The sequence below is a fragment of the Rhodococcoides fascians A25f genome, from assembly GCF_000760935.2.
Lineage (GTDB): Bacteria > Actinomycetota > Actinomycetes > Mycobacteriales > Mycobacteriaceae > Rhodococcoides.
In genome coordinates, this window is record NZ_CP049744.1 from 5,183,264 (window position 1) to 5,208,307 (window position 25,044).

At 58.1% G+C, this 25,044-nt stretch carries 20 protein-coding genes; 11 read left to right on the forward strand and 9 right to left on the reverse strand.

What is annotated here, in order from left to right:
* The first annotated feature begins 386 nt into the window (after nucleotides 1–386).
* The gene (locus BH93_RS24330; protein WP_052065011.1) at nucleotides 387–1,523 is read left to right on the forward strand and encodes a glycosyltransferase; all 1,137 of its coding nucleotides are present in this window, start codon (nucleotides 387–389) and stop codon (nucleotides 1,521–1,523) included.
* Here BH93_RS24330 and BH93_RS24335 read toward each other — a convergent pair.
* Both BH93_RS24335 and BH93_RS24340 read right to left on the reverse strand, forming a co-directional pair.
* Nucleotides 1,472–2,410 carry a glycosyltransferase family 2 protein gene (locus BH93_RS24335; RefSeq protein ID WP_052065012.1) on the reverse strand — a complete coding sequence of 313 codons (939 nt, stop codon included), beginning with the start codon at nucleotides 2,408–2,410 and terminating at the stop codon, nucleotides 1,472–1,474. The two genes, BH93_RS24330 and BH93_RS24335, sit on opposite strands and share 52 nt — an antisense overlap.
* On the reverse strand, nucleotides 2,407–3,111 hold the full coding sequence (locus tag BH93_RS24340; protein ID WP_037173046.1) for an acyltransferase: 705 nt from the start codon (nucleotides 3,109–3,111) through the stop codon (nucleotides 2,407–2,409). Before BH93_RS24340 ends, BH93_RS24335 begins: the two co-directional genes overlap by 4 nt.
* Nucleotides 3,112–3,434: 323 nt before the next feature.
* Between BH93_RS24340 and BH93_RS24345 the strand changes: the two genes are divergently transcribed.
* From BH93_RS24345 to BH93_RS24390, 10 genes are all read left to right on the forward strand, one after another.
* Nucleotides 3,435–5,579 carry an acyltransferase family protein gene (locus BH93_RS24345; RefSeq protein ID WP_037173047.1) on the forward strand — a complete coding sequence of 715 codons (2,145 nt, stop codon included), beginning with the start codon at nucleotides 3,435–3,437 and terminating at the stop codon, nucleotides 5,577–5,579.
* Between the two features lie 52 nt (nucleotides 5,580–5,631).
* Nucleotides 5,632–6,495: a TylF/MycF/NovP-related O-methyltransferase gene (locus BH93_RS24350; protein WP_037173048.1), complete on the forward strand. Its 864-nt coding sequence runs from the start codon at nucleotides 5,632–5,634 to the stop codon at nucleotides 6,493–6,495.
* Nucleotides 6,496–6,709: 214 nt separating this feature from the next.
* Nucleotides 6,710–8,110 (forward strand): polysaccharide biosynthesis tyrosine autokinase, encoded by a 1,401-nt coding sequence (locus BH93_RS24355; RefSeq protein WP_037173050.1) that lies wholly within the window; start codon nucleotides 6,710–6,712, stop codon nucleotides 8,108–8,110.
* Between the two features lie 15 nt (nucleotides 8,111–8,125).
* Nucleotides 8,126–9,523, forward strand: a complete 1,398-nt coding sequence (locus BH93_RS24360) for an O-antigen ligase family protein (RefSeq protein WP_037173051.1) — start codon at nucleotides 8,126–8,128, stop codon at nucleotides 9,521–9,523.
* Nucleotides 9,520–10,767: a glycosyltransferase family 4 protein gene (locus BH93_RS24365; protein WP_155290916.1), complete on the forward strand. Its 1,248-nt coding sequence runs from the start codon at nucleotides 9,520–9,522 to the stop codon at nucleotides 10,765–10,767. Before BH93_RS24360 ends, BH93_RS24365 begins: the two co-directional genes overlap by 4 nt.
* Nucleotides 10,767–11,999 carry a hypothetical protein gene (locus BH93_RS24370; protein ID WP_037173053.1) on the forward strand — a complete coding sequence of 411 codons (1,233 nt, stop codon included), beginning with the start codon at nucleotides 10,767–10,769 and terminating at the stop codon, nucleotides 11,997–11,999. Before BH93_RS24365 ends, BH93_RS24370 begins: the two co-directional genes overlap by 1 nt.
* Entirely contained in the window at nucleotides 11,996–13,090 is a 1,095-nt protein-coding gene (locus tag BH93_RS24375; RefSeq protein WP_052065013.1) for a glycosyltransferase family 4 protein, read from the forward strand. Before BH93_RS24370 ends, BH93_RS24375 begins: the two co-directional genes overlap by 4 nt.
* Nucleotides 13,087–13,869, forward strand: coding sequence for an SGNH/GDSL hydrolase family protein (locus BH93_RS24380; RefSeq protein ID WP_037173054.1), 783 nt, complete (start codon nucleotides 13,087–13,089; stop codon nucleotides 13,867–13,869). Before BH93_RS24375 ends, BH93_RS24380 begins: the two co-directional genes overlap by 4 nt.
* On the forward strand, nucleotides 13,866–14,561 hold the full coding sequence (locus tag BH93_RS24385) for an SGNH/GDSL hydrolase family protein (RefSeq protein ID WP_037173056.1): 696 nt from the start codon (nucleotides 13,866–13,868) through the stop codon (nucleotides 14,559–14,561). The genes BH93_RS24380 and BH93_RS24385 overlap by 4 nt, the downstream gene beginning before the upstream one ends.
* Before the next feature lie 66 nt (nucleotides 14,562–14,627).
* Nucleotides 14,628–15,764, forward strand: a complete 1,137-nt coding sequence (locus BH93_RS24390; RefSeq protein ID WP_052065014.1) for an acyltransferase family protein — start codon at nucleotides 14,628–14,630, stop codon at nucleotides 15,762–15,764.
* Between the two features lie 169 nt (nucleotides 15,765–15,933).
* Here BH93_RS24390 and BH93_RS24395 read toward each other — a convergent pair whose 3' ends face one another.
* From BH93_RS24395 to BH93_RS28325, 7 genes are all read right to left on the reverse strand, one after another.
* The gene (locus BH93_RS24395; protein WP_165712848.1) at nucleotides 15,934–16,716 is read right to left on the reverse strand and encodes a heparin lyase I family protein; all 783 of its coding nucleotides are present in this window, start codon (nucleotides 16,714–16,716) and stop codon (nucleotides 15,934–15,936) included.
* Between the two features lie 31 nt (nucleotides 16,717–16,747).
* Complete coding sequence (locus tag BH93_RS24400; protein WP_052065015.1) at nucleotides 16,748–18,256, reverse strand: lipopolysaccharide biosynthesis protein; 1,509 nt, start codon at nucleotides 18,254–18,256, stop codon at nucleotides 16,748–16,750.
* A gap of 1,136 nt (nucleotides 18,257–19,392) precedes the next feature.
* Entirely contained in the window at nucleotides 19,393–20,247 is an 855-nt protein-coding gene (locus tag BH93_RS24405; RefSeq protein ID WP_037173063.1) for a glycosyltransferase family 2 protein, read from the reverse strand.
* On the reverse strand, nucleotides 20,244–21,605 hold the full coding sequence (locus BH93_RS24410) for an O-antigen ligase family protein (protein WP_037173065.1): 1,362 nt from the start codon (nucleotides 21,603–21,605) through the stop codon (nucleotides 20,244–20,246). Before BH93_RS24410 ends, BH93_RS24405 begins: the two co-directional genes overlap by 4 nt.
* A 42-nt stretch (nucleotides 21,606–21,647) precedes the next feature.
* Entirely contained in the window at nucleotides 21,648–22,601 is a 954-nt protein-coding gene (locus BH93_RS24415; RefSeq protein WP_037173067.1) for an NAD-dependent epimerase/dehydratase family protein, read from the reverse strand.
* A 16-nt stretch (nucleotides 22,602–22,617) separates the two neighbouring features.
* The gene (locus tag BH93_RS24420; protein WP_165712851.1) at nucleotides 22,618–23,772 is read right to left on the reverse strand and encodes a glycosyltransferase family 4 protein; all 1,155 of its coding nucleotides are present in this window, start codon (nucleotides 23,770–23,772) and stop codon (nucleotides 22,618–22,620) included.
* A 118-nt stretch (nucleotides 23,773–23,890) separates the two neighbouring features.
* Nucleotides 23,891–24,883: a glycosyltransferase gene (locus BH93_RS28325; RefSeq protein ID WP_080738995.1), complete on the reverse strand. Its 993-nt coding sequence runs from the start codon at nucleotides 24,881–24,883 to the stop codon at nucleotides 23,891–23,893.
* Nucleotides 24,884–25,044: the final 161 nt, after the last annotated feature.

The following is a 25,044-nucleotide window of genomic DNA, read 5'->3' on the forward strand; positions in this document are numbered from 1 at the left end:
CCGGACGGATCGGCACGGCCGACGCCTCGCCCCTCGGCACAACACGCTCACTCGTAGCGAACCCGCGTTCTTTGCACCATCCCCTGTATCGGTACTTCACGAAACTTACTGGCGATCGTAACAAACCGGCCTATTTGCTAAAGCCTCGCATTCGGGGAGTTACCCGGCGTCTACGCGCTTATTACGGACTCGGTCCTGCATCCAAATCCGATTCCGCGAGACACTGACTTTTTTCGAAAACTGTTCGCACTCCGAACTATTCACTACACTCGCTTACTGAGACGACAAAGCACTTGTTGTATAACATCGCGTTCGACAGCGCATTTATCGATCGTGCACAGAGGTCGGCGAGCGCACAGCACATCACTTTCCGGTGGGGGCCACGCATGACTCGTACGGTCGCAATTATCGGCACGCGCGGATATCCGAGTTTCTACGGTGGATTCGAGACCCTGGTTCGGCATCTCGCGCCCTACCTGGCAGATCACGGGTGGAACGTCGTGGTCTACGGCAGGCATGCTGCGCTGAGCTCCAATCCAGCAGATATGGATCCGCGGGTGCGGTCGGTCGTCACACCCGGTTTCGACAGCAAATCCGCGAGCACACTCACCTACGGTGCCACGTCCTCGCTTCATGCACTAGTCACGAAACCTGATGCGGCACTTGTGATGAACGTCGCGAACGGCTTCTGGTTACCGTTCCTTCGTCTCCGCAACATTCCTACGTTGGTCAACGTCGACGGCATCGAGTGGGAACGCGAGAAATGGGGCCGGATCGCCAAGACGATCTTCGCCATCGGCGGCCGCGCGACTGCGCAGCATGCCACTACTCTGATCTATGACTCCCGCGAATTGGGCGCTCGATGGGAGGAACTCTCCGGCAGAACGGGGGTGTTCATTCCGTACGGTGGTGACCCTCGAACCGGAGATGACCCACCCGAAGGGCTCGGTCGACGCAAGTACGTGCTGATGGTCGCGCGATTCGTACCCGAGAACACGATCACCGCCTTTCTCGATGCGGCCGAGAAGCTCAGCGACCGTTGGAATGTGGTCATCGTCGGTTCATCCGGATACGGCGGCGAATTCGACAACCGCGTGGCCGCGCTGGCTGCGGAGAAGCCCAACGTGAGGTGGTACGGGCATCTCAGCGACGATGACACCTTGTACTCACTGTGGGAGAACGCCGGTGCATATTTCCACGGCCACAGTGTGGGCGGCACCAATCCTGCCCTGGTGCAGGCCATGGCCTGCGGCGCACCGGTGGTGGCTCGAGACACCGTCTACAACCGCGAAGTTCTCGGCGAAGGAGCACTTTTCGTCGAACCGGCGCCGCACAGCATCGCCGCCGGTATCGAAACCTTGCTCAACGACTCCGAACTACAGCAGAAGTTCAGCTCCATCTCGACCCAACGCGCTCACGACCTTTACACGTGGGACCGGGTCTGCGCCGATTACGACAGCGCGTTACGCAGTCATCTGCCGTCGGACGAAGTAGTCAGCGAACCGAAGATCGCGCGGGAGTGATGCGCGAATTCACGGGCCGAACGACGATATCCGCCAGCGGGATTCCGCAGAGATTGCACCTGGAACACCAGTGCCCGAAACGCGAGCCCGGCACCCACGACCACGCCCCACCACAGCCGCTGCAGTCCTGACCGGGCCAGGTCGGCGCGGTAGAACTCGTAGAGGTTGAGCACCCAGGCCGAGTTGGTCTCGGTCGTGGTGTTGCTGCTGCTGCCCACCAGGTGTCGTGCCCGGGCGCGAGGCTGAATCAATACCGCGCCACCACTGAGGCTTACCCGCCAACAGAACTCGATGTCCTCGGCATACATGAACCAGCGTTCACTCAGTCCGCCAACTCGACGCCAGGTCTCGGCGTCGACCATCAGACAGGCACCGGTGACCCAGTCGACGGCCACAAGATCGTTGCCGATATCGGACGGCAGCAGGTAATGGCCTTGCAATCCGCGTCTGCCACGGGCAAGCCTGGAGAGCCCGAAGTAGTGCGAGGCCATCGCCCACGCGGTGGGCATCCGGCCGGCCGCGGCCACTCGCACATCGTCGGTACGAATGAGCGGAGCAACGATTCCGCCATGCGTGGATGCAACGGTCTCGGCGAGGATCCGCACGTCTGCGGCCGAGATGACGGCATCGGGGTTGAGCAGCATGATGTTTCGGCCGGTGGCCTGCGCGGCGGCTTTGTTCACTCCACCCGCAAAGCCCAGGTTCAGGTCCCCGGCGATCACTGAACAATGCGGAAAAGTCTCTTCGATCAAAGTCACGGTCTCGTCGGACGAGGCGTTGTCGTAGACGATGACCTCGTGTTCCGAACCCAACGCCGACAGGCAATCACCGATAACGTGCGAGCTGTTGTAGGTGACGATCAGAACGGAGACCTCCGGCCGACTCATCCGGCAGTGTGCTCCCTTGCCTTGATCAGCTTGGCCGGCACCCCTCCCACGATCGTGTACGGAGCCACATCTTTCGTGACTACCGACCCGGAGCCAACGATTGCCCCCTCACCTATGGTCACACCCCGGGTGACGACGGAGCCGGCACCGATCCAGGTGTCCGCACCGATCACCGTGGGGCTACGGATGAATCCCTGACGGTTCATCGGCACGGACATATCGGCAAACTCGTGGTCTTCGCTGAAGATCGATACGTGGGGCCCGATCATCGCGTTGTCACCGATGGTGATCCCGCCCTGCCCCCAGATCACGTTGTACATTCCCACAGCCACGCCTTCACCGATCACCACGCCCACGCCGGGCTCCGAGATCACTCCGGATCCGTTGATCGACGATCCGCGGCCAACCGTGGTGCGATCTCCGATCGTGATGCCGTGTGCTGAGTGCGCGTCGATCGCAACTCCGTCGCCGAACACGACGCCGGTTCCGACATGAAGCTTGGCCGCGTTACGTACCTTGACACCACGACCACGGAAGTGCACCGCGGGCCCCTTTACGTAAGGCAACCCCAGAATTTGGCCTCGTAGAGCTTGCGCCACTCGATCGAGGATGAAGCTCATCAATGTTCCGGCTGGAATGTCGTCGGGCATATGCCGGTGACGCAGTCGCCAATAGATCCTGTCGATCAACGTGTGCAGCATGACGCACTCCCTCGAGTCGCAACCGATGCGCTCACGGTAGCGCCCCGCCCATCGATCGGCATCCCGATCGAGAGCTTTACGCGTGGCGAACAATACTGCACCGCAACGGAAACCGTTCTCGACCGCCAGGAATGAGACCCCAAACAATCACCGGGATGGATACGGGAGCATTCACCCGACCACCGAAAAGGCAATGAGACGAGGATTCGTCAATTCGTCGAAATGGATCGATTTCTTACCGCGAAAATGCGCACCGATTGGGACTATCATTCGCGACATCGGCCGGGTATTCCGGTATCGCGCAATCACATCGGGGATCGTAGATGACTCTGCTCGAGAGGAGAGCCGACTCCACGTCGGCCGCTGCGGCACCACCGGAAGTTGTCGCTGCACCCGGGAAGTCGAACGATTTCGGGTTCCTGCTCGATATTCAGGGTTTGCGGATGATCGCGGTGGCATCGGTCGTCTTGCAGCATGTCTTCCAGTGGCCGGAGGGTGGGTACGTCGGTGTCGACATGTTCTTCGTCATCTCGGGCTTCCTCATCACCAGCCTGCTGCTGCGGGAGGGCGTGCGTTACGGTCGCGTATCCATCGCGGACTTCTATCGACGACGAGCCCGTCGCATCCTGCCGATGGCGTTGTTGGTCATCGGTGCCACCGTCACCGCGTCGTATGTACTAGTGCTCACAAGCAGGTTCGAGTCCATCGTCGTCGACAGCTGGTGGTCGGCCGCATTCGCGATGAACTGGCACCTGGTTTCGGTGGGCACGGACTACTTCCAGACGGCGTTGCCGCCCTCACCGCTGCAGCATTACTGGTCACTCGCCGTCGAAGAACAGTTCTACGTGGTCTGGCCGCTGCTGATGGCGGGGCTGCTGTTCATTGCGATGCGGTGGCGAAAGAACCTACCGTTGCGGCCTCTCGTGGCCGCCTTTGCTTGTGTCGCCATTGCCGTCTCGTTCCTGTGGGCCATGAGCGAGAGCGTTGCGAGCCCCACGGCAGCGTACTTCTCCACGTTCAGCCGCATCTGGCAGTTGGCCGCTGGTGCGCTACTGGCTGCGATGGCTCCGCTGTTCCTTGGTACGCCGGCGTGGTTGCGGTCTCTCATTGCCGTCACGGGACTCGTCGGCATCTCGTACGGCGTGCTGGTTGCAGGAGTTGCAATCCCCGCCCCCTCTGGCGCGATTCCGGTGATTGCGACGTGCTTGGTCATCGCAGCGGGAATCGGCTCGTCGGGGTTGGCAGTCACGCGGCCGCTCCGCCTGCGGCCGGTCGTCTACATCGGCACAATCTCGTATTCGTTGTATCTGTGGCACTGGCCGCTGGTCGTATTGCTCCTGACAGTCCACGACGTCGGCATCACGTATTACGTCACTGCGATCGTAGGGACGATCGTCTTGTCCATCGCGTCGTACCACCTGGTGGAGAAGGCCGTGCTCGACTCGAACTTCCTCGCGCCCCGCTCTCGGCACCGTGGGCACCGGCCGGCTTCGACCGACAGCCGCGATGGGCAGCGGGTGTTCGTCGGCGCTTTGGGTGCGGTGATGGTCTTTCTGCTGGTCGCGCTGTTCAATCAGCCGAGTGTCGTATTGCCTGACGAGGGGCCCAGGCCGGTCCTCGCCGCGGCGGCCGTGGGGCAGACTCAGGATCCGTTGGAGACCGCGATCCGGGAATCGCTCGCTGCCAGATCCTTTCCTGTGACCAGTCCGCCGTTGGATGATGTCGAGAGCGGTAAGCCAGTCGAGATGGCACCAGAAGCCGGTTGCCTGGATCCGCCGGAACTCAGTCTCGATACCTGCAACTTCGGGGCCGCGGATGCACCGCAGTCGGCCATCGTCGTCGGTGATTCCTTCTCTGCGGCGTGGTTGCATCCCATTGTCGGGGCATTGGTACCCAATGGTTTTCGCGTGCACGGAATGGCCCTGAACAACTGCCCATTCATTGCTTCCGACGTCACCATCGACGTGGATCAGGATGCGACCGATCGATGCAATGCGAGTCGCGATGCGATGGTGGATCAGATCATCGCCGCCCGCCCCAGCATGGTGGTGATGATCGACATGGAATACGGGATTCAACGAATGGTGAACAGCGAGGGCTCTGTGCGGGCATGGACCACCGCACGCACCGACATCATCGCCCGTATTGCACCCAGCGGTGCGGCCGCCGTCATCCTTACTCCGAATCCACTCGGAAAAGCCGCCACAGAATGCGCGGGGAGGCTGTCGGTGCCGTCCAACTGCACCAGCACCATATCGGAGAACTGGCTCAAAAAACGTAGCGCAGACGAAGCCGCCGCGAAGCAGACGGGTGCAACGTTCATCGATACCAGTTCCTGGTTCTGCTATCGCGACAACTGCCCACTGTTCGTGTCGGGCATCGTTATCAGTTGGGATACCGGGCATATCACCCGGCAATACGGAGAATACTTGATACCGCGCGTCCAAGAAGCTCTGCTGCCAGCGTGACCGGAAAGCACATCACAAGGCGCACCGCCTATTTCGTTGCTAGTGTGTGCCGATGATCAGCGATCAGACGAACTCGAACGAGGTTCGACGGTTGTATCTGAACATCGTCAAACGGTCGCTTACCGGTGCCCTCGCCGAGGACAACGACTCGGTGTTGGGTGGGGTCCGGTGGCAGGGCAATCCCTCACTCACCAAACGCCTGGCCAGTAGATTCGCCGCAGCCGCGGCGAAGTTCGACATCGAGATAGCGATAAAGAAGCCATACGACGAGCACCATCGCGCCATCGGCTTGGACTGGCCATCGCGAGCCGAGTCGATGATAGGCCTGGCTCGGATGACGAACATCGAAGAATGTATCGCCACCGTCGTGTCCGAGAGCGTCCCCGGCGATCTCATCGAGACCGGGGTCTGGCGGGGCGGGGCATCGATCTTCATGAAGGCCAACCTCGTTGCATGGGGTGACGAAAACAGAACAGTCTGGGTCGCAGACTCGTTCGAAGGTCTGCCGCCACCTGATCCCACCAGATTTCCGGCGGACGCCGGGGACAGAAATCACGAGCTCGGCGGTCTCGCGGTAGGAACGCGGACAGTGCAGCACAACTTCGAGCGTTACGGCCTCCTGGACGACAGAGTGCAGTTCCTCGTGGGATGGTTCAAGGACACACTTCCCACCGCACCCATCGAGTCGCTGGCGCTGATGCGACTGGACGGCGACATGTACGAATCGACCATTCAAGCTCTGGAATCGCTGTACCCCAAACTCTCCCCCGGAGGGTTCTGCATCATCGACGACTACGGCAGCCACTCCTCGCAAGCGGGGCAGGCTGTGCGCGATTATCGACTGGCCCATTCCATCGACGAGGACATTGTCGACATCGACGGTTCCGGAGCATTCTGGCGTCGGGCACCGATCTAATTCGCACCGCTCAACACCTATCGGCGGTAGGTTTCGATTCGACAAACCGTTACGAAGAATGTTTCGCCTCAGTAGCTTTCGTCGCTAGCGCACGTAACGGCTTCGGTCGAGTGGATACTCCCCCAATTCCATCCCCTGCCAGTAGATTGATGGACGATGACATTCGAACGACCGGTGATGCCGCACAGATCCACCCTGCCGAGGAGGTAGCCGCGTGTTGATTCGCGAGTATGCGGCCGCGCTCAAGGCTCGATGGCTGATCATCGTGGCGACGACGATCGTCGGAACCACTGCGGCCGTGCTGTTCTCGCTTCTGTCCACGCCTGCGTATCAGGCCACCACTCGCTTCTTCGTCTCGACCACCGCTATCACCGCCAGTGACGTCTATCAGAGCAATCTGGCCTCGCAGCAGCGCGTCGTCTCCTACGCCGAACTTCTCACCGGACGCACGCTGGCGCAGCGGGTTGTCGATCAGTTGTCCCTACCCATCGGCGCGGACGCACTCAGTGCGCAGATCGAGGCAACGTCCACACCCAATTCGGTACTGCTGGACGCGTCTGTGCTCGATACATCCCCGCTGCGGGCCCGCGACATCGCCAACGCACTCGGAGAGCAATTCCCCGCACTCGTCAGCGAGTTGGAGACACCGGCCGACGGTGGGACTGCGTCCGCGTCCGTAGCCGTAGCCGAAGCCGCCGAGACCCCGACGGCACCGGTGACGCCGAAGAAGCTGCGCAACGTGATTCTGGGCGTGACGATCGGGCTGTTGGTCGGCATCGCCGGAGCTCTCGTTCGGGACAGGCTCGACAACACTGTGAAGAAAGTCGGTGAACTACAGGAGCTGACCGACAGCGTGTTGGTGGGCACCATCCCGTACGCCAAGAAAGTGCGAGACACCGCAGCCATCGATTTCGGCCGGTCCACTGCCCCCGTTGCCGAGGCGTACCGGGAACTACGCATGAATCTGAAGTTTCTCGCCGTCGACAACCCCCCACGCCTACTCTTGATCACTAGTTCCATTGCTGGAGAGGGCAAATCGGTCACCGCGGTCAATCTGGCACTGTCTCTGGCCGAGGTGGGCAACAGGGTCGTTCTGGTGGACGCCGATCTGCGACGGCCACGAATCTCGGAGTATCTCGACATCGTCGGATCGGTCGGAGTCAGCTCGGTCCTCGCGCACGAGGCCACGGTGGACGAGGTCATCCAGACCACCACATTCAACAATCTGTGGGCGCTGGGCGCGGGGCCCGCACCACCCAACCCGAGCGAGCTGCTCGGAAGCGCTGCTGCGCAATCACTCCTGCATGAGCTCAGGCGCGCATTCGATTACGTGGTGGTCGATTCCCCTCCGGTGCTACCGGTCACCGATGCCGCAACACTGGCCACCCAGTGCGACGGCACGATCCTGGTCACTCGCTACGGTTTCACTCGACGCGACGAGGTGAGTAGGGCCGCAGCCAATCTGGAGACGATCGGCGCGCCCCTTCTCGGGGTCGTCATGTCGGTGGTGCCGACGTCGAAGAAGTCCGAGTACCGCTACGGATACGACTTCGAGTCGGGCCGCACCCCGGCCCGAGTTCCAACACCACCGACCATCAGCACCAACCGGCACTGATCGGATTTGTGGGACGTGCGTCCGCATATCGGTGGTCGATGGATCAGTGGTAGACCCAGTGCGTCCACGACAGAATTGTGCGGACTGATCGCGTTCGCCGCCGCGGCGGTGTTCGTCGCGTTGGCTGCGCCGTTGGTGGCCATCGTTGCGGTCTGTGTGACAGCGGCAGCCGTCGCGGCGATACTGTCGATCCGAAGTGTCCGGTGGGCTTGGAGCATCTACTTCTTTGCGCTGTGCGCCAACGGCCTGCAGGTCACGGTCGGCGGTTTCACCCTCCGACCCGAATACCTCGCAACGCCGTTGTTCCTCGTCGCGCTTCATGCCTACGCGGGTCGCGAGCCCGGGGCCAGAACCCGATCTCCATTCGCAGTGGGCTTGATCATCGGCTCGGTAGGGGTGGTGGCCGTGGGACTCACCTCCAGTGTGTTGTTCGCCCCCGACACCGCAGCGAGCCTGCGCATGGCGGTGCAGTTGATCACGGCACTGATCGTGGTGGTGCCCATGACGCAGGTGGCACTCGACCACGGATTTGTGGTGCGCTCGGGTACCGCAATCCTGTCGACTATCTCGGCTTTCAGTGTGCTGAGCTTCCTCATCGACCCGAGTACCCGGGTCGATGGCCTCGCCTTCGAGTACAACATCATGGGGTGCCTGTGTGCCGGGTGGATCGGTGTCATCTACTTTTTCGCAGACGACCGAACCGTTGTGACCCCGCGGGTGCTGCTGCTGGCCGCTCCCATCCCCGTCGCACTCGTCCTCACTTCCACTCGCGCGGCGTGGATCGCGCTCGCAATCATCGCCGTCTGTGTGATGGGCAGAAGTGCGAGAACCTACCCGGTGACCATCGTCAGCTCTTTGCTGGCTTTCACGGTCGGGCTCGCGTATCTACACGACGTCTACTACCGCGTGGGCGACACTGACACGTTCCTGTGGCGGGTGGTCCACGTCATCGATACCGAAAGTGGCACCGGGGCATATCGACTGCAACTGTGGAACACGGCAATCGACCAGATTGCCTCCCGTGACTGGAGCGCAGCTATCGGGACCGGGTTCAACTCGTTCTCACAGTTCAATCCGGTCGACCCCACCAACGTCGGTGCTGCATATCTGAGTTCGATGTGGTTGACGCTGATCTACGATGTCGGGTTCTTCGGGTTCGCCTTTTTCGTCGTGCTCGCGGTGAGCCTGTTTCTCGGTGTGCGGCAGAAGAAGCACGCCCTCCCTCTGTTCGTGGCACTGGCCATCTGCACGTCTGTGACCAACGTGATCTGGTTCGCGTTTCCGTGGGTGTTCATGGCCCTGACGGTTACGGCGCGACGAAAGGAGTCGAGCTCCCCGCCGAGCGCGACCGACGGCCGCGGGCACAGCCGTCCTCGGCAACGCCGACGGCACCGAGTGTCGGTGATCGCGTGAACGACCGTAGACACGCGATAGTGCTGTCCTCCTTCACTGTTCACCCGGATATGCCCAGCGAACCCGGTATCGGCTGGCAGTTCCTCATCGCCACACTCGAGCATGCTCGAACGGTAGGCGCGACGGTAATCTTGGTGACGATGCGTCGTTCGGCTCAGGCGTGTTCCGGGCGGATCCCCGCCGAGTTCGAGCAGCACCTCGAGATCGTCACCGTCGAGATCCCCCTGGCTCCGCCGTTCTTTCGATGGCACTATCCACGGTTCACCCGTATCGAACACGAACTGTGGGTTCGATTGGCCGTCAAGCACATCCGTGAGATCGATCGAACGTACTCGGTTGTCTATGCACACCACGTCACATTCGCCTCGGAGATTTTGTCGACGCCGATCACCAGGATGTCGCCGAGCACCTACAAGGTCTGGGGCCCGATCGGCGCGGGCGGCGTCGCCGAGGTGTTCGCCATCTCCCCCACCTCATCTGCCTCACGGAGGCAATGGTTTCTGCAGACGGCGCGCGATCAGCTGGCCTCGATCCCGGCGAAACATATCGCTCGTCGATGCAACTTGGTACTCGCACAAAACGGAGCTATGGAAGCGACTGTCGCACAAACGGATACCAGATGCCGACGGTTCCCCAACGTCGTCGTCGATCTCCCGACCACTTGGCCTGTTCGGACCGAGCACGACGGCATCGTGATCCTGGTCGTCGGGCATCTCATCACTCGCAAGCGCCAGGAGTTGGCGATCGAGGCGTTGGCGTCGAGCAGGTTGCAGCATGCCCACCTCCACATCGTGGGCTTCGACAGCACGAGCCACGGGGCGTATCTGTATCGACGCGCAAAGACGCTTGGCGTGCAGGATCGAGTGACCTTTCATGGATCGCTCGACCGCGCCGCGGTATTGGACATGATGGTCCAGTCGGATGTGTTGATGCATCCCTCAGGACGGGAAGGTGCGAGCGGCGTCGTGGGCGAAGCGGCGGCGTGTGGACTACCGGTGGTGTGTTTCGAGCGGACCGGAGCAAGTTCTGTGCTCGAGGATTCCCGTACATCCGGGGTAGTGCTTCCGGCCGATTCGGCGACTACCCGGGACATGATGGCGGAAGCCATCGTTCGCGCGTCGACCATGCAGCGCATCAGCACGACGCAGTGGACGAAGCAGCGGTTCGTCGACCTCGCTTCGCAGCTCTACGCCGAAGGCCTTGCGTTCGATGCTGCACCTCCCCGCCGGGCGGGTCGGCCGTGATGACCACCGGTGCCGACGTGGAGAACTCGTCCGTCACTCGGGCGAGCGTGCTGATCCGCACTCTGGATCAAGGCCTGTGGTCCCTCGGCTTCTTCGTCTTCAACGTCACGGCCGGTGTGTCGTTGACGGTGAGCGAGTTCGCATCTCTGTCAGTGGGTGCCGCACTGGGTTTCATCGCCGTGGGTACCTCCCGGGCGTGGGGGATCTATGCACCGATAGTGGACGCGGCGAAGATCGGAGTGCGTCCGGGAGACTCCATCGACCGGTGGTCGAGCTGGCGGGGCACCATTGCCTTCGCGACTGTCGTCGCCGCTGCCTCGTTCGTATGGATCGGCCGCGGCGGTGAGTGGGGGTATGCCGCCGCGGTGGCAGCGTTGGCTGCGACGATGGTGATCTCCGATCTGCCGCGTCAGGTCCTCATAATCCGAGGCAGCTACTCCCGCGCGGCACTGTTGGCGGCGCTCTATGCCCTTGGTGCGCTCATCGCTGCCGGTGCGCTTGCGCTCGGTGTCGACAACACCGCGCTGCTGCCGATCTGGTTCAGCACCTTGCTGATCGTGCTCGGGGCCGGGCTCGTCTTCTGCGGCACGTCCACCTCCACCACCAAGTCCGATTCCCACTTCTCCATCGCATGGCGGATCACCGCGGAGGCCGTCTACCTCGGGTTCGGAAGCCAGATCGCCACTCTGCTGCTGTATCTGATCCAGGACGACACTGCCACTGCCGGTATTCGGTTCGCCTATTCGCTGGTGTTCGCGCCGGCGTTCGTCATCATCCAGAGCATCCAGCCGTTGATCTTCAAGCAATTCGCCACCCTCAGTGCGCAGGGCACGCGCGCAGTTCTCGCGGTCTCGGTGCGGTGGAACATCGCAGTGGCTCTCGGCCTCGGCGCGTGCGGGCTGGTGGGGTACACGGCGCTCTCGACGGTGTTCTCCGACATCGGTCCCGCCACCGCGCTGCCGTACGTGGTTCCAGTGGGCTTGGCGATCCTGTCTGCACAGACTTTCGAGGTGGCGCTGATGGCCACCCGGTTCTTTGTCGGTCCCGTCTTCACGCATCGCGCGCGCCTGGCCTCGGTGCTCATCGATGTGGGGAGCCAAACGATCGGCGTATTCGTCGGCGGTGCAGCCGGTTTGGTCTGGACGCTGACAGTCCTGAGCGCGCTACGCATCGCGGTATCGGTGGCGATGCTCGTCGTATTGCCACGACGCGACAGAACGGAGACGTCATGAGGGTCTTGTTCGACGGCTACTACTGGTTCGGCGGTCCGCCCGCCGGCATCGTCATCACACACGAGAAGATCGCAGCGTGGCGACGCGAGTTTCCAGATGACGTGCTCACAGTCGCGCTCCGACGGAGGCCCTCTCCCGACGAGGCGTCGGACTTGGAACGACAGGGGTTGCGGTGGATCCGCACGTACCTGCCGACGCAGCCGCTGAAGAACATGGTGGAGCTTTCGCTTCGAGTACGTCTCGGCCCGTACGACATGGCGTGGGGTTCGAATTATTCTCCGCTGCTGGGAAAATCGGCCGTCTTCGTGCATGACGCACTGTTCCAGTCCAACCCCGAGTGGTTCACCACGATCGAGCGCATCTACCTCTCCCCCATCATGATCGCCGCACGCGCGGCGAGCGTGTTGTTCGTCAGCAGTGAAACCGAGGCGGCTCGGATCGTTCAGCACAACCCGCGCCTGGCACCGACAGCCGTCACCGGCTTCGGCATTTCTCACGCGCTGCTCGACGCGAATCCCGAACCACCTCCGGCTCTCGACCTTCGGCCCGGCTCCTTCGTACTGTCCGTCGGGCGGTTGAATACGCGAAAGAATTTAGCGACAACGCTATCCGCCGCTGTCAGTTCGGGAGCGATCTCACCGAGCCACCCGTTCGTGGTGGTGGGTCCGGCAAACGGAAAGGCCGACCAGCTCGAGCGCCGAGTACTCGCGGCCATCGACGACGGTTCGATTCGGTACAGCGGCTTCGTCGAGACCAAACACCTGGCGTGGCTGTATCGCAATACCGCTCTGTTCGTGTACCTCTCGCTGAACGAGGGCTACGGGCTACCCCCGCTCGAGGCGCTGCGCCTCGGCGCACCCGTGCTGGTGAGCGAACGGCCGATCTTCAGAGAACTGCTCGGTGAATCGGTACGGTACTGCGATCCCACCGACATCGACGCAGTGGCGCAGGCCATGAAGCTCAGCCTGTCCGATGGTCGACTCCCACTCGCATCTGACTTCGAGTTTCCGTCGTGGGAGCACATGGTCCACACAATGCGCGGCGCGATGACCGATACGAAAGGTATGTCACGTCGGCGGTTGACGTCGTGACGCGGTGGCGCTTGGCGGCCGCCGTGGTAGTGGTGACGCTGGTAGCCGCGACGGGGTGCAGCAGTACCTCGGACACTTATCGCCCGGTCACGGCCGCAACGACCGATACCGTTGGGCAGCAACCACTGTCCAATAAGTTGGCCGCATCGGACGACCCTGTCGACATTCTGCTCATCGGCGACGGCACCGGTATCTCGCTCGGTAGCTGGGTGTTCCTGACCATGCAGAGCCTGGCGCAGGAGTACGGCCGACCTGCTGTGATCCACGAGTGGGATGTTCTCGCGGGCGAGGGGTACGTCGACCCGCCGATATCGGTGGCCGATGGCGTCGGCACGCCTATCTCGCTGTGGAATGCGTCGGTGTCACGCAACGTCGAGTTTCTGACCAACGCTCTTCTCCAGAATCGTCCACCATCCGATGTCGATGTGGTGTTAGTGAGCAACGGTCTCGACATGGGCCCTCGCACCCTCGCTGCCGAGTCCGTTCCCTTGCTGCGCAGACTTGCCGAGACGTACCCGCAGGCATCTGTGGTCGCGGTACTCCAACCGGCACCTCGGCAGCCCGAAGAGCTCGGCATGCAGGTGAAGGCCAACGTTCACGATCTGGAGATATCCGCCCGGAAGAACAACTTCCAGGTCATCGACGCGGCGACGACGGTCGATGGAGCCGAGGGAACTTACGACGGCGAGAGTCGGTACCCGAACCCCGAGGGATACCGCCTTTGGTCCGTCTCCGTCACCGATGCCCTCATCGCAAACATCAGCGTCCCAGCACCATGAGGGCGCGGCGGACGGTACTTGTCTATCTCGCGGTCTCGGTGCTGTTCGTGGCGTTCAGCGGAATCGTTGGTTGGCAGGTCGGCACACGGTCCCAGCCCCAGCAGGCAGAACCGGCACCCCCACCGGCACGTTTCATTCCCGATTCGGTACCGGTGGTTGCTTTTCTGGGGGACTCCTACAGCAAGGGCATCGGTGCCTCCACCAACGGGAAGCGGTGGACGACGCTGGTCTCGGCAGCGATGGGGTGGTCGGAGCTGAATCTCGCGGAGGGCGGATCTGGGTACACCACGACCTACCTCGGCCAGAAAACCGACTACAGCATCAAGTTGGATGTGATTGCCGCAGCGCAGCCCGACATCGTCGTTGTGTCCGGTGGGCGCAATGATTACGAGGCCGGCACCTCCAGCGTCACCGGGGCGGTTGCACTGTCGCTGTTCGAAGCCATCAAGGTGGCCGCTCCGTATGCGGAGCTGATGGTCACCAGCCCGATCTGGGATTCGACGGAACCACCGGCAGAATTCACAACGTTGATCGACGGAGTCGAGACGGCGGCCGAACGCGCCGATGTTCGCTACCTCGACATCGATGAACCGTTGGCCGATCATCCGAACATGATCGCCCCCGACGGTCTCCATCCCAACAATGTCGGGCATCGAGAAATCGCCAAAGTGGTGGTGAACGGGCTCGGATGAAAGCGACACCGCCTCAGCTCTAACTCAGCACGCGCGCGAACCGAACCCGTACGGCACAATTGCCGTATGGCGAGTAACACGACTGGCAAATCTGCAGCGGGCACGGCGTACCAAATTCCGTCGCTTGACGGAATTAGAGCTATCGCTGTACTCACTGTGTTCATCGGGCACGGGTTCACGGCACCAAGGATTTGGCCAGGGCACGTCGGGGTGACAATATTCTTCTTCCTTTCCGGCTACCTGATCACGACGCTATTTCGCCGTGAACGGGAAAAGACCGCGCAGTTTGCGATCGGCAAATTTTATCTCCGACGGGCACTACGAATCCTCCCACCCGCGTATGTGGCAATCGGCGCAAGCTTGGCCATTGCGGCGACAGGTTTGATCCATACATCCGTGCGCCCTTTGGGGACTTATTCTGAGATTTTCATGTTCACGAACTATTATCTCGTGTTCCAGGGCCGTGAAGGTTTGCCGCCCGAAACCAGCCAGCTTTGGTCGCTAGCTGTGGAGGAACACTACTACCTCATCTTCCCCGCGTTTGTTCTCGCGGCACTCGCACTCAAGCTCTCGATTCGCAACCTCGGCTGGGTGATTATCGGAATCGCCACCTGTGTCACGTTCTGGAGATTCTACCTTTGGATCACCACCGGAGACTTCTTTCGCCTGTATGTCTCTACTGACACTCGATTCGACGTACTGCTGTTCGGAAGCGGAATGGCGCTACTGGCGAATCCAGTATTCAGCGACCCGGTTCCGACTTGGTTCCGCCGCAATGCTTCACGCGTCATCGCCCCGATAGCACTAGTCATCTTCTCAGCAGTAACGCTTTACCAACCCTACTGGTTTCGCCTCGTCTGGGCGGATTTGATACTCGTAGCCTGCATGGCACCACTGTTCTGGACCGCGATCGAACGCCCAGATGGGCCAATCACGTCATGGCTAAACAACAAATGGATTAAAAAGCTCGGCGTGCTCTCGTTCTCGATCTACCTCTTCCACCGACTGCTTCTCGCCCTGATCGGCGACGCGATATCATTTGGACCAATCGCAGACTTACTGTCACTTTTCGCGACCATTGCAGTGGCCCAGGTCGTCTTCTTGACTGTCGAAAAACCCTGCGGAAGGCTTCGGAAGCGGCTAGAAGGAAAATCACGGCTAACGGATTCGCGCAACAAGGGGACACATATCGATTCTGAATGAACGGACGGGCCCCAACCGTTCCGCTGCACTCGGGTTAGACAAATACCTGGGCTTCGGTCTTGAACGGGGATACACACACTCCAGGAATCCAGAGATATCGAGCAGTCAAAAGCCAACAGTAATCCAGGAAGGCAAAAAGCTCTAAATCAGATACACCAGCCAGAGAAAATCAAAGCACACGCCTGCGAAGAACGCGCGTATTTGCTAACATCACGTTCGATTCAGTCGTTGAATTTGACCGGTAAATGCCTTGTTTCAGATAAGCCTGTTCCCCAACGTAAAGCGTTGGGACATCGACCAAGGTCACAAGCTTCTCGCCCGACTCGAACACGGCCACCGACCCCTTCGACTCAGACCACAGAACGTCAACGGCAAAACGGTACCATTTGCGACTCGCGAAATCAGCAATTCGAACGCGAGTTTCCTGCACAGATGCACAGCGCCCTCCGCCTGCGTCGCCACCACGCACTTCGAGGTAAATGCCATAGCCCAGCGAAGGCGACTTCGATATCTTCAGAGCGATGTTTGGCGAGCACTTACTGGACCCGGTCTGATGCCACTGTGTAAATGTCAACCAACCAACCGATGGCTTGAGCTCGAGCTCATCGGGAAAGTAGCTCCACCAGTCGTACTCTCTTAACTCACCCTCACTCCCGCCTGTCAAGTCCGCTGACAACGCCAACTCAGCACGCTCGGTATTCTGAGAATTTGTATGGTCACCAGACTCGACCTTAACGACACCAAGACCCGGCCAAGCCGACCCTCCCAGCGACCGCACCCCAACTCTAGATTCGTCAACCGCCTGCAAACTAGACCACTGACTCAGATCCCCAGTCGAGAAATCGCCATGCCACACCAGATCACTTTTTTGATAAACACTATCCGTCATCAACGGGCCACCGTTAAGGACAACGACAAGCATCACTACAAGGATCAATACTCTATCGCGCATGGACCGTCCGACAATGCACATAAAGAATCACCTACTTCCCCATCGACTTCTTAACGAAAGTCAATAGCAACCATAAGTCGCGACGCACCGAAACCACTAACAACGCCAGAAGACCCACGTATGAACAACCAGCTCCGAAAGCGATAATGATCTCCAAGAAATCACCGAAAGACAGGGCGGACACGACAAGCAAAGACAACAATCCAATTGGCATTGCAACGAGCAGAAGCGAACGACAAGCGTCGAGGAACAGCGGCTTGACGCTCGTGTTCGTCATCCGTCCCGCGAAGAAGAGCAGTAGGATCCAGAAAACGAAATACGCGATCGAATGAGCGACGGCGACACCCATAATTCCCCAAGCAGTCCCAGCAATTAGAGCGACCACGATCAACGGCTGGGTCCACAAATAGAGGCGAAATTGCGAACCAGTCTTGCCCTTGGATACAAACATCCAGTAGCCTACCTGACTCACGGAGCGAAAGGCCCCACCGATTGCCAAAACAGCCAGGACAGGGGTTACCTCGGTCCATTGACTACCAAATACGATTCGAACAACGGGTTCAGCAACGCCGGCCACGAACGCAAACACCGTCGCGGTGAAGTAACAAGCGAGTAACTGAGCCCTCCGGATAACCGAATCATATCGCTGGCGGTCGTCTTGAATTCTCGACAAAATAGGAACCGCGACCCGGCTCACTGGGACATTAATCTGCTGAAGTGGCAGCAGCAGCAACTGATAGGCTCTGCTGTACAAGCCAAGTTGCGCAGAACCAGCCGTAATACCTATAGCGACATTATCGGCGTTCTGCGCAAAATAGGACATCACACGAGTACCTACCAGGCCTCCCCCAAATCTTACAAAACCAACGATCGATACTTCTCGGCATGGCAATCCGGGGCGCCATCTACAAAGCAATACGGCAATCAACAACGAAAAAGCTGACGCGACAATTTGCTGAATCACCAGAGACCAGTACGACGCACCTGAAAACGCAGCTACTACCGCAACGGCCAAACCAACAATCTGAGGTAAAAGATCTATGATTGCCAACCGGACGAACTTCATCGACCTGTTGACCTCAGCGATAAACTGCGCCGCCATGCCGTTCAGGAAAAAAATTACAGATAGAGCTAGGCAGATCGGCCCCAATCGGCCATCACCATAAATCGCAGCTATCGGCCAACTAAGAAGCATAACCAATCCGGCGCAACAGATTCCTATTGATGAATTTGCCCAGAATAGATTTGTCCGTTCGCGATCAGTCAAGGAACGAGCCTGTACAGCCGCGGTCGAGAGACCAAAGTCTCTAAGAATTTCCGCAATTCCGATAACAGCAGTCACCATTGCAACCAAACCAAACGCGTCCGGCTCTAACAGGCGCGCCAAAATTGGGATTGAACCGAACTGGACCAAAAATTTGATCGCTTGTCCGGCCAATGTAGCGCTGGCGCCGCGAGCGGCCACGCCGCCATAACCAGCCTTCAGGTCACGATTGCCTGATCCGGCTACTATCGAGTCATCGTCCCGCGACGCAGTCACTAGTACGCACTCAAGTATTCAAGGAGCAACAGCTCGTTCTGAATAACGGAGGCCTCAGCCCCTGCCTTCGCGGTCTCGGCTATCAGCCCTACACTTTGAGCCGCTGAAGATAAAAGTGACGAAATTTCGGCCGAACCCATTACCGAAGTGTCGACTACCATCTCAGCTAATCCGCCGGGCGCTAAGCTCCTTCCGACCTTTACATCTTCATGGTGCAGAGCCATTAGCGGAAACGCACCTTCACTCCAGCCAATTAAAAGAACATGCAAACGATCACTGAGGACGTACCTCGAATTACCATAAACTTCACGGACCACAGCTTCCTGGGTCACATGGTCAACCCCCGACCAAGGAACAAGGGTCGCGTCGAGTCGAGCAGCGACTACCGCCGATATCGCATTGTCGCGTTCTACTTGCACGGGCACTTGAATTGACAGGCGCCGGTCTTTAGCGAACGTTGCCACCGCCTGGAACCAAGCCGCAGACGGTAGCGGTCGATCGTATCTAAGTGAAACTGACAGCAATGTGCGCTGCACTTCACGAGATGGGGACGCATGATCATCAAACGCCCAATCAGGTCCTACGTGCCCGAACCCAAAGAATGATTGCGTCTCTTCATCACGCCAGATTGATAAGTCGTTCAATCGAGCACACCGACGCAGAATCGCCATCCATGGCCCGTTGGTTGAACGAATACCCGCACCAACACGGCATAGACGGCCTCCACGCACAGAGGAAACTACTCGAAATAGAACTAGACTTAGTGACCTCTTTGCTGTGTGCCAATTTCCATTTATCTCGCCAGCGTTGTCTAATACTACGCATCTGCGCCCTATGCACGTCCTAAGAAGGGCAATATACCATCGCCTATAGCTCCGATATACTGTCTTCGGGCAAAGACCCAAACCTAGAATGTAGCCGTCGCTGGCATCGCCGACGAAAACGTGTAAAGCCGGTCCGTGATCGAGCTTGTCAAGCATCCTCCGTCTGAGTACGACGTCCCCAATATTGTCGTCTTGACCAGACGCGATGACAAAGACCGAAGGCCTTCTACCAGAATCTCGCACCTTGCCACGCTTTCCTAGTCGTTTCGTCATTTCAGTTCCGTCTGCCTATTCCATAAAACCGGATTAATTCTAAAAATTGAGGATGCCAACTCGGCCAAGGCCCTGTCGTAGAATTTCTGGCGGCGATGTCAATCTAAGCAGTAAATACGTCAGCTTAAGTCGCTCGTAACCCGTTGCAGACCTTCGTTCGCAACTGACAATCTGGCGCTGCAAGAACCGACGTTGATCTCGGGACAGGTCGACGTCCCATTTTTCACGATATAGTCGGAGGCCGCGAGCACGGCGCGAATCCCACTGGGTCAACTTCGGGCCGTCATGCTGGCGATAAACTACGGTTCGATCTCGAGTAACGCTATAGTTGCCTAGTTCTTGCAGTAACCGAACCAGCAGATCCTTGTCATTGGACACCGGCAGTCCCTGATCGAATCCATCAATCGACCGAAACGTATTTGCGCTCACGACAAAGTTGCTCCCCGTCATGCCCGGATTTTTGGCCAACACGTCACTTGCGATCAGACCGGACTGCATATGAGGGCCGTTCACGAAGTCCTCACCAGCGAGATGGACAAGTCCACCGATGCATAACTGACTTCCATCGGACGTCATTGTCGAGATGGCACTTTCCAAATGATACGGAAGCCAGAAATCGTCGTCATCCAAAAATGCCAGTAGCTCCCCCTTCGCGACTGATGCACCAAAATTGCGAGAAGAAGACGCACCAAATGGTCCAGTCCTCTTCCTTAGATATCGGATATCGGTCTGACTCTGCTTCGCGATCGAAGCTACAAGCTCCTCCGCTGATTGGTCACCGTCGTCGACCACCACGATCTCCAAAGGCCGCCACGTCTGCCCTATAGCGGACCATATTGCAAGCTGAAGTAGCTCAAGCCTGTCATGCGTCGGAATGACACAAGATACTTTCATTTCTTTACCACCCCAACGAAACTTGCCGATCTTTGGTGGCCGAACGGCCCGGGTGACGAGTCGCACAATACGGCGTCTTTGGCCCCGATTGGGCTCAAGTCTCGAACTTGCCAAGCAATAACTACGATATACATCATCGGAACGTAAGCTAGGGTGTTCGCTACAGTGGCATTCACCAGCACCAGCGATGACAACGCAATGTGAAACGGCATGGAGGATTTAGCAACTGGAGACCGGAGAATAAGCCAAGCAAGCAAGACCAAAACCACGAATCCAACCAGCCCGACTTCAACGAGGAACCGTACATACTCGCTATGGGGCTGTTTGCCCAACGGTTGTATAGCCCGAGATGTCGAACCAAATCCCCACCCAAATAACGGCCTATCTTGCCAAATTTCAAGCAGTCGACTCCAATTCGAAAGCCGCCAATTCAGACTGTTGGTCTGCTCGCCTGCCGACGCAACCCTGACTCCGCTGTCGTCGATCTCGCTAAATCGTTTGATGTAGCTGGAGTTCGACGCGAGTAGCACCAGCGCACCTAAGACTCCCAGAGATAGCACTACCCGCGTTCCGAACGTAATTCTTTGCCTATAACCTAAAAGCAAAACTGCTATCCCGACACATCCAGTTATGGCACCGCCGAGGCTTACATTAAGAACCATGGCTGCAACAGATGAGATGCAACCCGCGGCAAACAGCTTTTGTTTGGTCATAAGAAACGCGTATAGCGACACCACTGCGACGACTGCGAACATGCCCGCAGCGGCGTTCTTATTCGCGAATGTTCCAAAAGCGCCTCCGGCAGCGTTATAAAATTCCGGCGTCTTTGTTATCTCGCCGAAAAACACAAAAGTTGCTGCAGGAAATGACGCTAGCACGAGTGCTTGAGCAACCTTCAAGTCGCCAACATCCCTACGCACCACCACGGCCAAACATGCCATCCCAACAATTGAAACAAGTCTGGTGTACTCGTTTAGTATGCTGGAAGTACCATCGACAAGCCATAACGCGTAGATCGATGACAACAAGGCACCAATAGGTACCCAGAGTACAATCTGACCTACAACGAATCTTCTTAAGACAAAATACCCAACCGCATATCCAATGACGAACAACGCGATCAAAAGGTTGACTCCAAAGCTCACTGAACCTGGCAGCATTTTACTGTCAGACAGCGTTCGCGTCACCACGAGCACCGCCAGAACCACGAGGGGAGACGCCGTCAGGAAGAGAGCCGCGGTAGCAATAACCGCCACTGCTGCAAGAACCCGTATATCTATCGCGGTTGCGGCACCGAGTGCGGCGACAGTTAGCCCGACGACTGTAAACACGGCCACCTGTTTGGTCCTGCCGTCCATAGACTTACCTCTCAGTAGCGCGTGCCGGACACAAAGCTACACTCATTTGCGCCCGGTCAGGGTCGCCTGTGCCCATCGATACTGATTGTGAAGACCTTCCTCAAGCGTTACCTGGGGCTTCCAGCCGATAATGTTGCGTATTGCGTCCGTTGCGCCACCAGTGCGATAGACATCTCCGCTGACGCCAGCACTGTACTGCTTCTGAATGTCCAAAGATGTTATTCTTGAGAGTAATTCAATGGTTTCGTTTACGCTCACCGATGTTCCGCCCGCGACGTTAAAGACCGAGCCCGGGTTCGTCCCGCACTCCGCAGCGGCGATATTTGCAGCCACAATGTCGTCTACATATGTGAAGTCGCGAATTTGCTCACCGTTTCCGAAGATCGGTATGGGTCTGCCGTTGAGGGCCGCATCCAAGAAGCGATTGAAGGCCATGTCTGGACGTTGGCCGGGACCGTAGACCGTGAAGTATCTTAAGGAGACTGTATCCAGTCCGTAGTTCTGTGCGTACAGGGACACCAGGTGTTCGGCAGCCAGCTTAGTGACACCGTATGGACTCATTGGCCGCGGGACGTCATTCTCAGATGTTGGATAAGACAGTGCGTCGCCATAAACCGATGAGGATGATGCATATACGATTTTTATTTTTTGGTCTATCGCGTTAGCCGCCTCAAGAAGCTTCTGCGTTGCTGCTATGTTTGAGTAGATGTATGAGTCGAAATCAGATCCCCAGGACTTTCGAACGCCAGGCTGACCGGCCTGATGAAATACAACGTCAACCTTTGATAGGAGGCTCTTCAGGTCCGCCGTATTTAGGTCTAAGTTGTGAAACTCAAATTTGTCCAGTCCGATGCTTTCTATGTTCGACTTCTTCTGATCAACACTGTAGTAGTCGGTGAGCGAATCTATTCCGCGAACGTCGTGACCTAGGGCTATGAGGCGTCGAGCAAGTGCGCTTCCAATAAATCCTGCTACTCCGGTAACTAGGGCATGCATCGCGGTTCCTTTGCCTTCAGATGAGCGTGTCTTGGTATAGGTCACTTATTACCGCTGGTGCGGATAAGTGCATCACAGAGCCTGTTGCTTGCGAAGAGGAAAGTTGCTGCACTTCACGTATGAGTTTCGACAGTTCCGACGGGCTCCTGCCACCCGCGGTATATCCGTTCACACCGTCTGCGACGAGCTTTCCTGTGTCAGCCCCTGGCGTAACTACGGACAGAAGGCCATTAGCTAATGCTTCAACTAGCACTCGTGGATAGCCTTCGTATCCCGGTACAGACGTCATCAAGAAGATATCTGCCCTCGACATCTCTCGCATAACGTCTGCCGGAGCCAGCCGACCCGTGCATACCACGTGCCGTTGGAGACCGCGGTGCTCAATGTCAGCGAGAATCTGAGAATGTAAATTCCCAGCTCCTACCATAGTGAGGTGCCATTGTTCCTCTGGATGCTGCTGCACTAAGGTTTCAAGCGTCGCCAGGGCGAGATGTGGATCTTTCGGCCGCTCAAATCGGCCAACCCAGAGTATATTGCGTTTCGGACTACGCTCTTCCGCCTGTCCAACAATTTCTGGATCCCACCAAGTAGGTGAGCTTTTCGCGTTTGCGTTCCACTTCTCCACTGCCGCAATGTAATCTGGGTTAAACACCCGGACTTGATCGGCGTGCTTGACGGTAAACTTCTCAATTAGCCTGTGAACAACCGCCGCTTTTCGCCAAAACGAGTCAGAATTTTCCCCTAGAATACCAGACTCTTGCGTGTGAATGAAGTAGGTATGTCCGCTCCTTGGCCACAGCAAGAGCGAGAGAGCCCCGAGGTCTGCACGATGCGCTTGGACGACGCCATGAGATCCAATTCTCCTACGGAATCGGATAGCTGCTACGCCAATACGTAGTGAATGCGGAATCTTTCGCAGCTGATTACCTGGATCCAATTCCGTGACAGGAAAGTATCCGATCGTTCGTCCAGATATCGAGATCTCAGACCACTTGCCGAGGACATGTCGATTGGTGAGTACTTCATTTCCCCAGACCCCAACAATGCCGATTTTTTCGTCTGCGCGGTGATACTTGAGTATTCCGCGAATGCAGGTGTCGATGCCGCCAGGTGCCGGAGTTTTGGGGTCGAACTTGTGAAAAATTATGCGGTCGAAATGAGGTGTCTTCACCGAATGCTCTCTCTTTCCTTGTGGGAGGGTCCTGCCTGCACCCACGTCATGCTCGCCACATCGTGCTCACTGCTACTGATCTCCGCCTTAACAGAATGTTCGGGCGGGCATCGGTGCTTCAAATCCCACCTCTGTCGGCCTGATGAACGCTGTGGCCGATAGTGTCGGTTAACTGACTCCGCGTCGGCTTCTCAAGGTCGAGCACGACCGCTAGGTCTCGTGTGATCAGTTCGCGAACAATGAGACTCTGATGGTTGTCGATGTGTTCGTTGTATTTCATTGATCGCGGGACTACCAGAGGCTTTATCCCTAAGTCCAATAGCTCCATTATTGATCCGACTCCGGCGTGAGTAACGACAACGTCTGCCGCTTGCGCCAGTCTGCGGAACTCTTGTGGTGACACCTCGGAAAGGACGCCTTCAGTGAGATCGGCGCGCGTGGTGCATCCCACCTGCCACGTCACCTTGTCACCTGGCCGAAGCTGCCCCTTTACCGCGTCCACTAACCGGTCGAACCGGTATGGCTTAATGGTACCTAGCGTGACGAAGAAAGTTCGCGGCGCTCCATCGTCTGCCGAGCTACGGCTGCATGGTGGGTTGACGCTCTCCCACGAGTCTAAAATGGAGCCTTTGTAGGCCCACGTTTTGTTCGACCAACGCTCATGCTGCGTGTAAGTAGAAATTCCAGGAATCCGGCGAAGGATACGTCCACTCAGGGAAGGGCCGTCTGTCCGGGAAATGCTTTCGAGATATACACTCGGTATACCTCGGATCGCCGCGAGAGGAAGTACTGCAACTGCTAATGCGGCACCAGTGCTAATGCAGAAGTCAAATTTCTCCCGTTTCAGTATTTTCCAGACGATCCTGGCATTTGCAATCGTGTTTCGCCAGTCCCGCGGCGATATATAGTCAACGAACTCGTGGCGTTCGTCACCGATGGCACCGGCCGTTTGAGGCGTATCGAATGTTATCCAGAGTGAGTCTGCCGATACGGTTGCGGAGGCAGCAATTCGCCTAAGCTGAGCGAAATGCCCCCCGGAGTTAGCAGCCCAAAGCACCTTTGCTTTACTAGGAACAATTTGCGCTGCGGGGTGCGGCCTTGCCGACTTCATAATAAGACCTCGGTTTTACTGTCGTCGGTACGCGGAATCACACTCGGATGAATGCCCGTCTGCCGCTGTGAGGCGTGAAGAGGGTCCAATACATTCTGCACCGTAACTAAATCACCCTGAATGTTGCATTCCTTGGGCTTTCGTAAGAAAGCATGGACAGT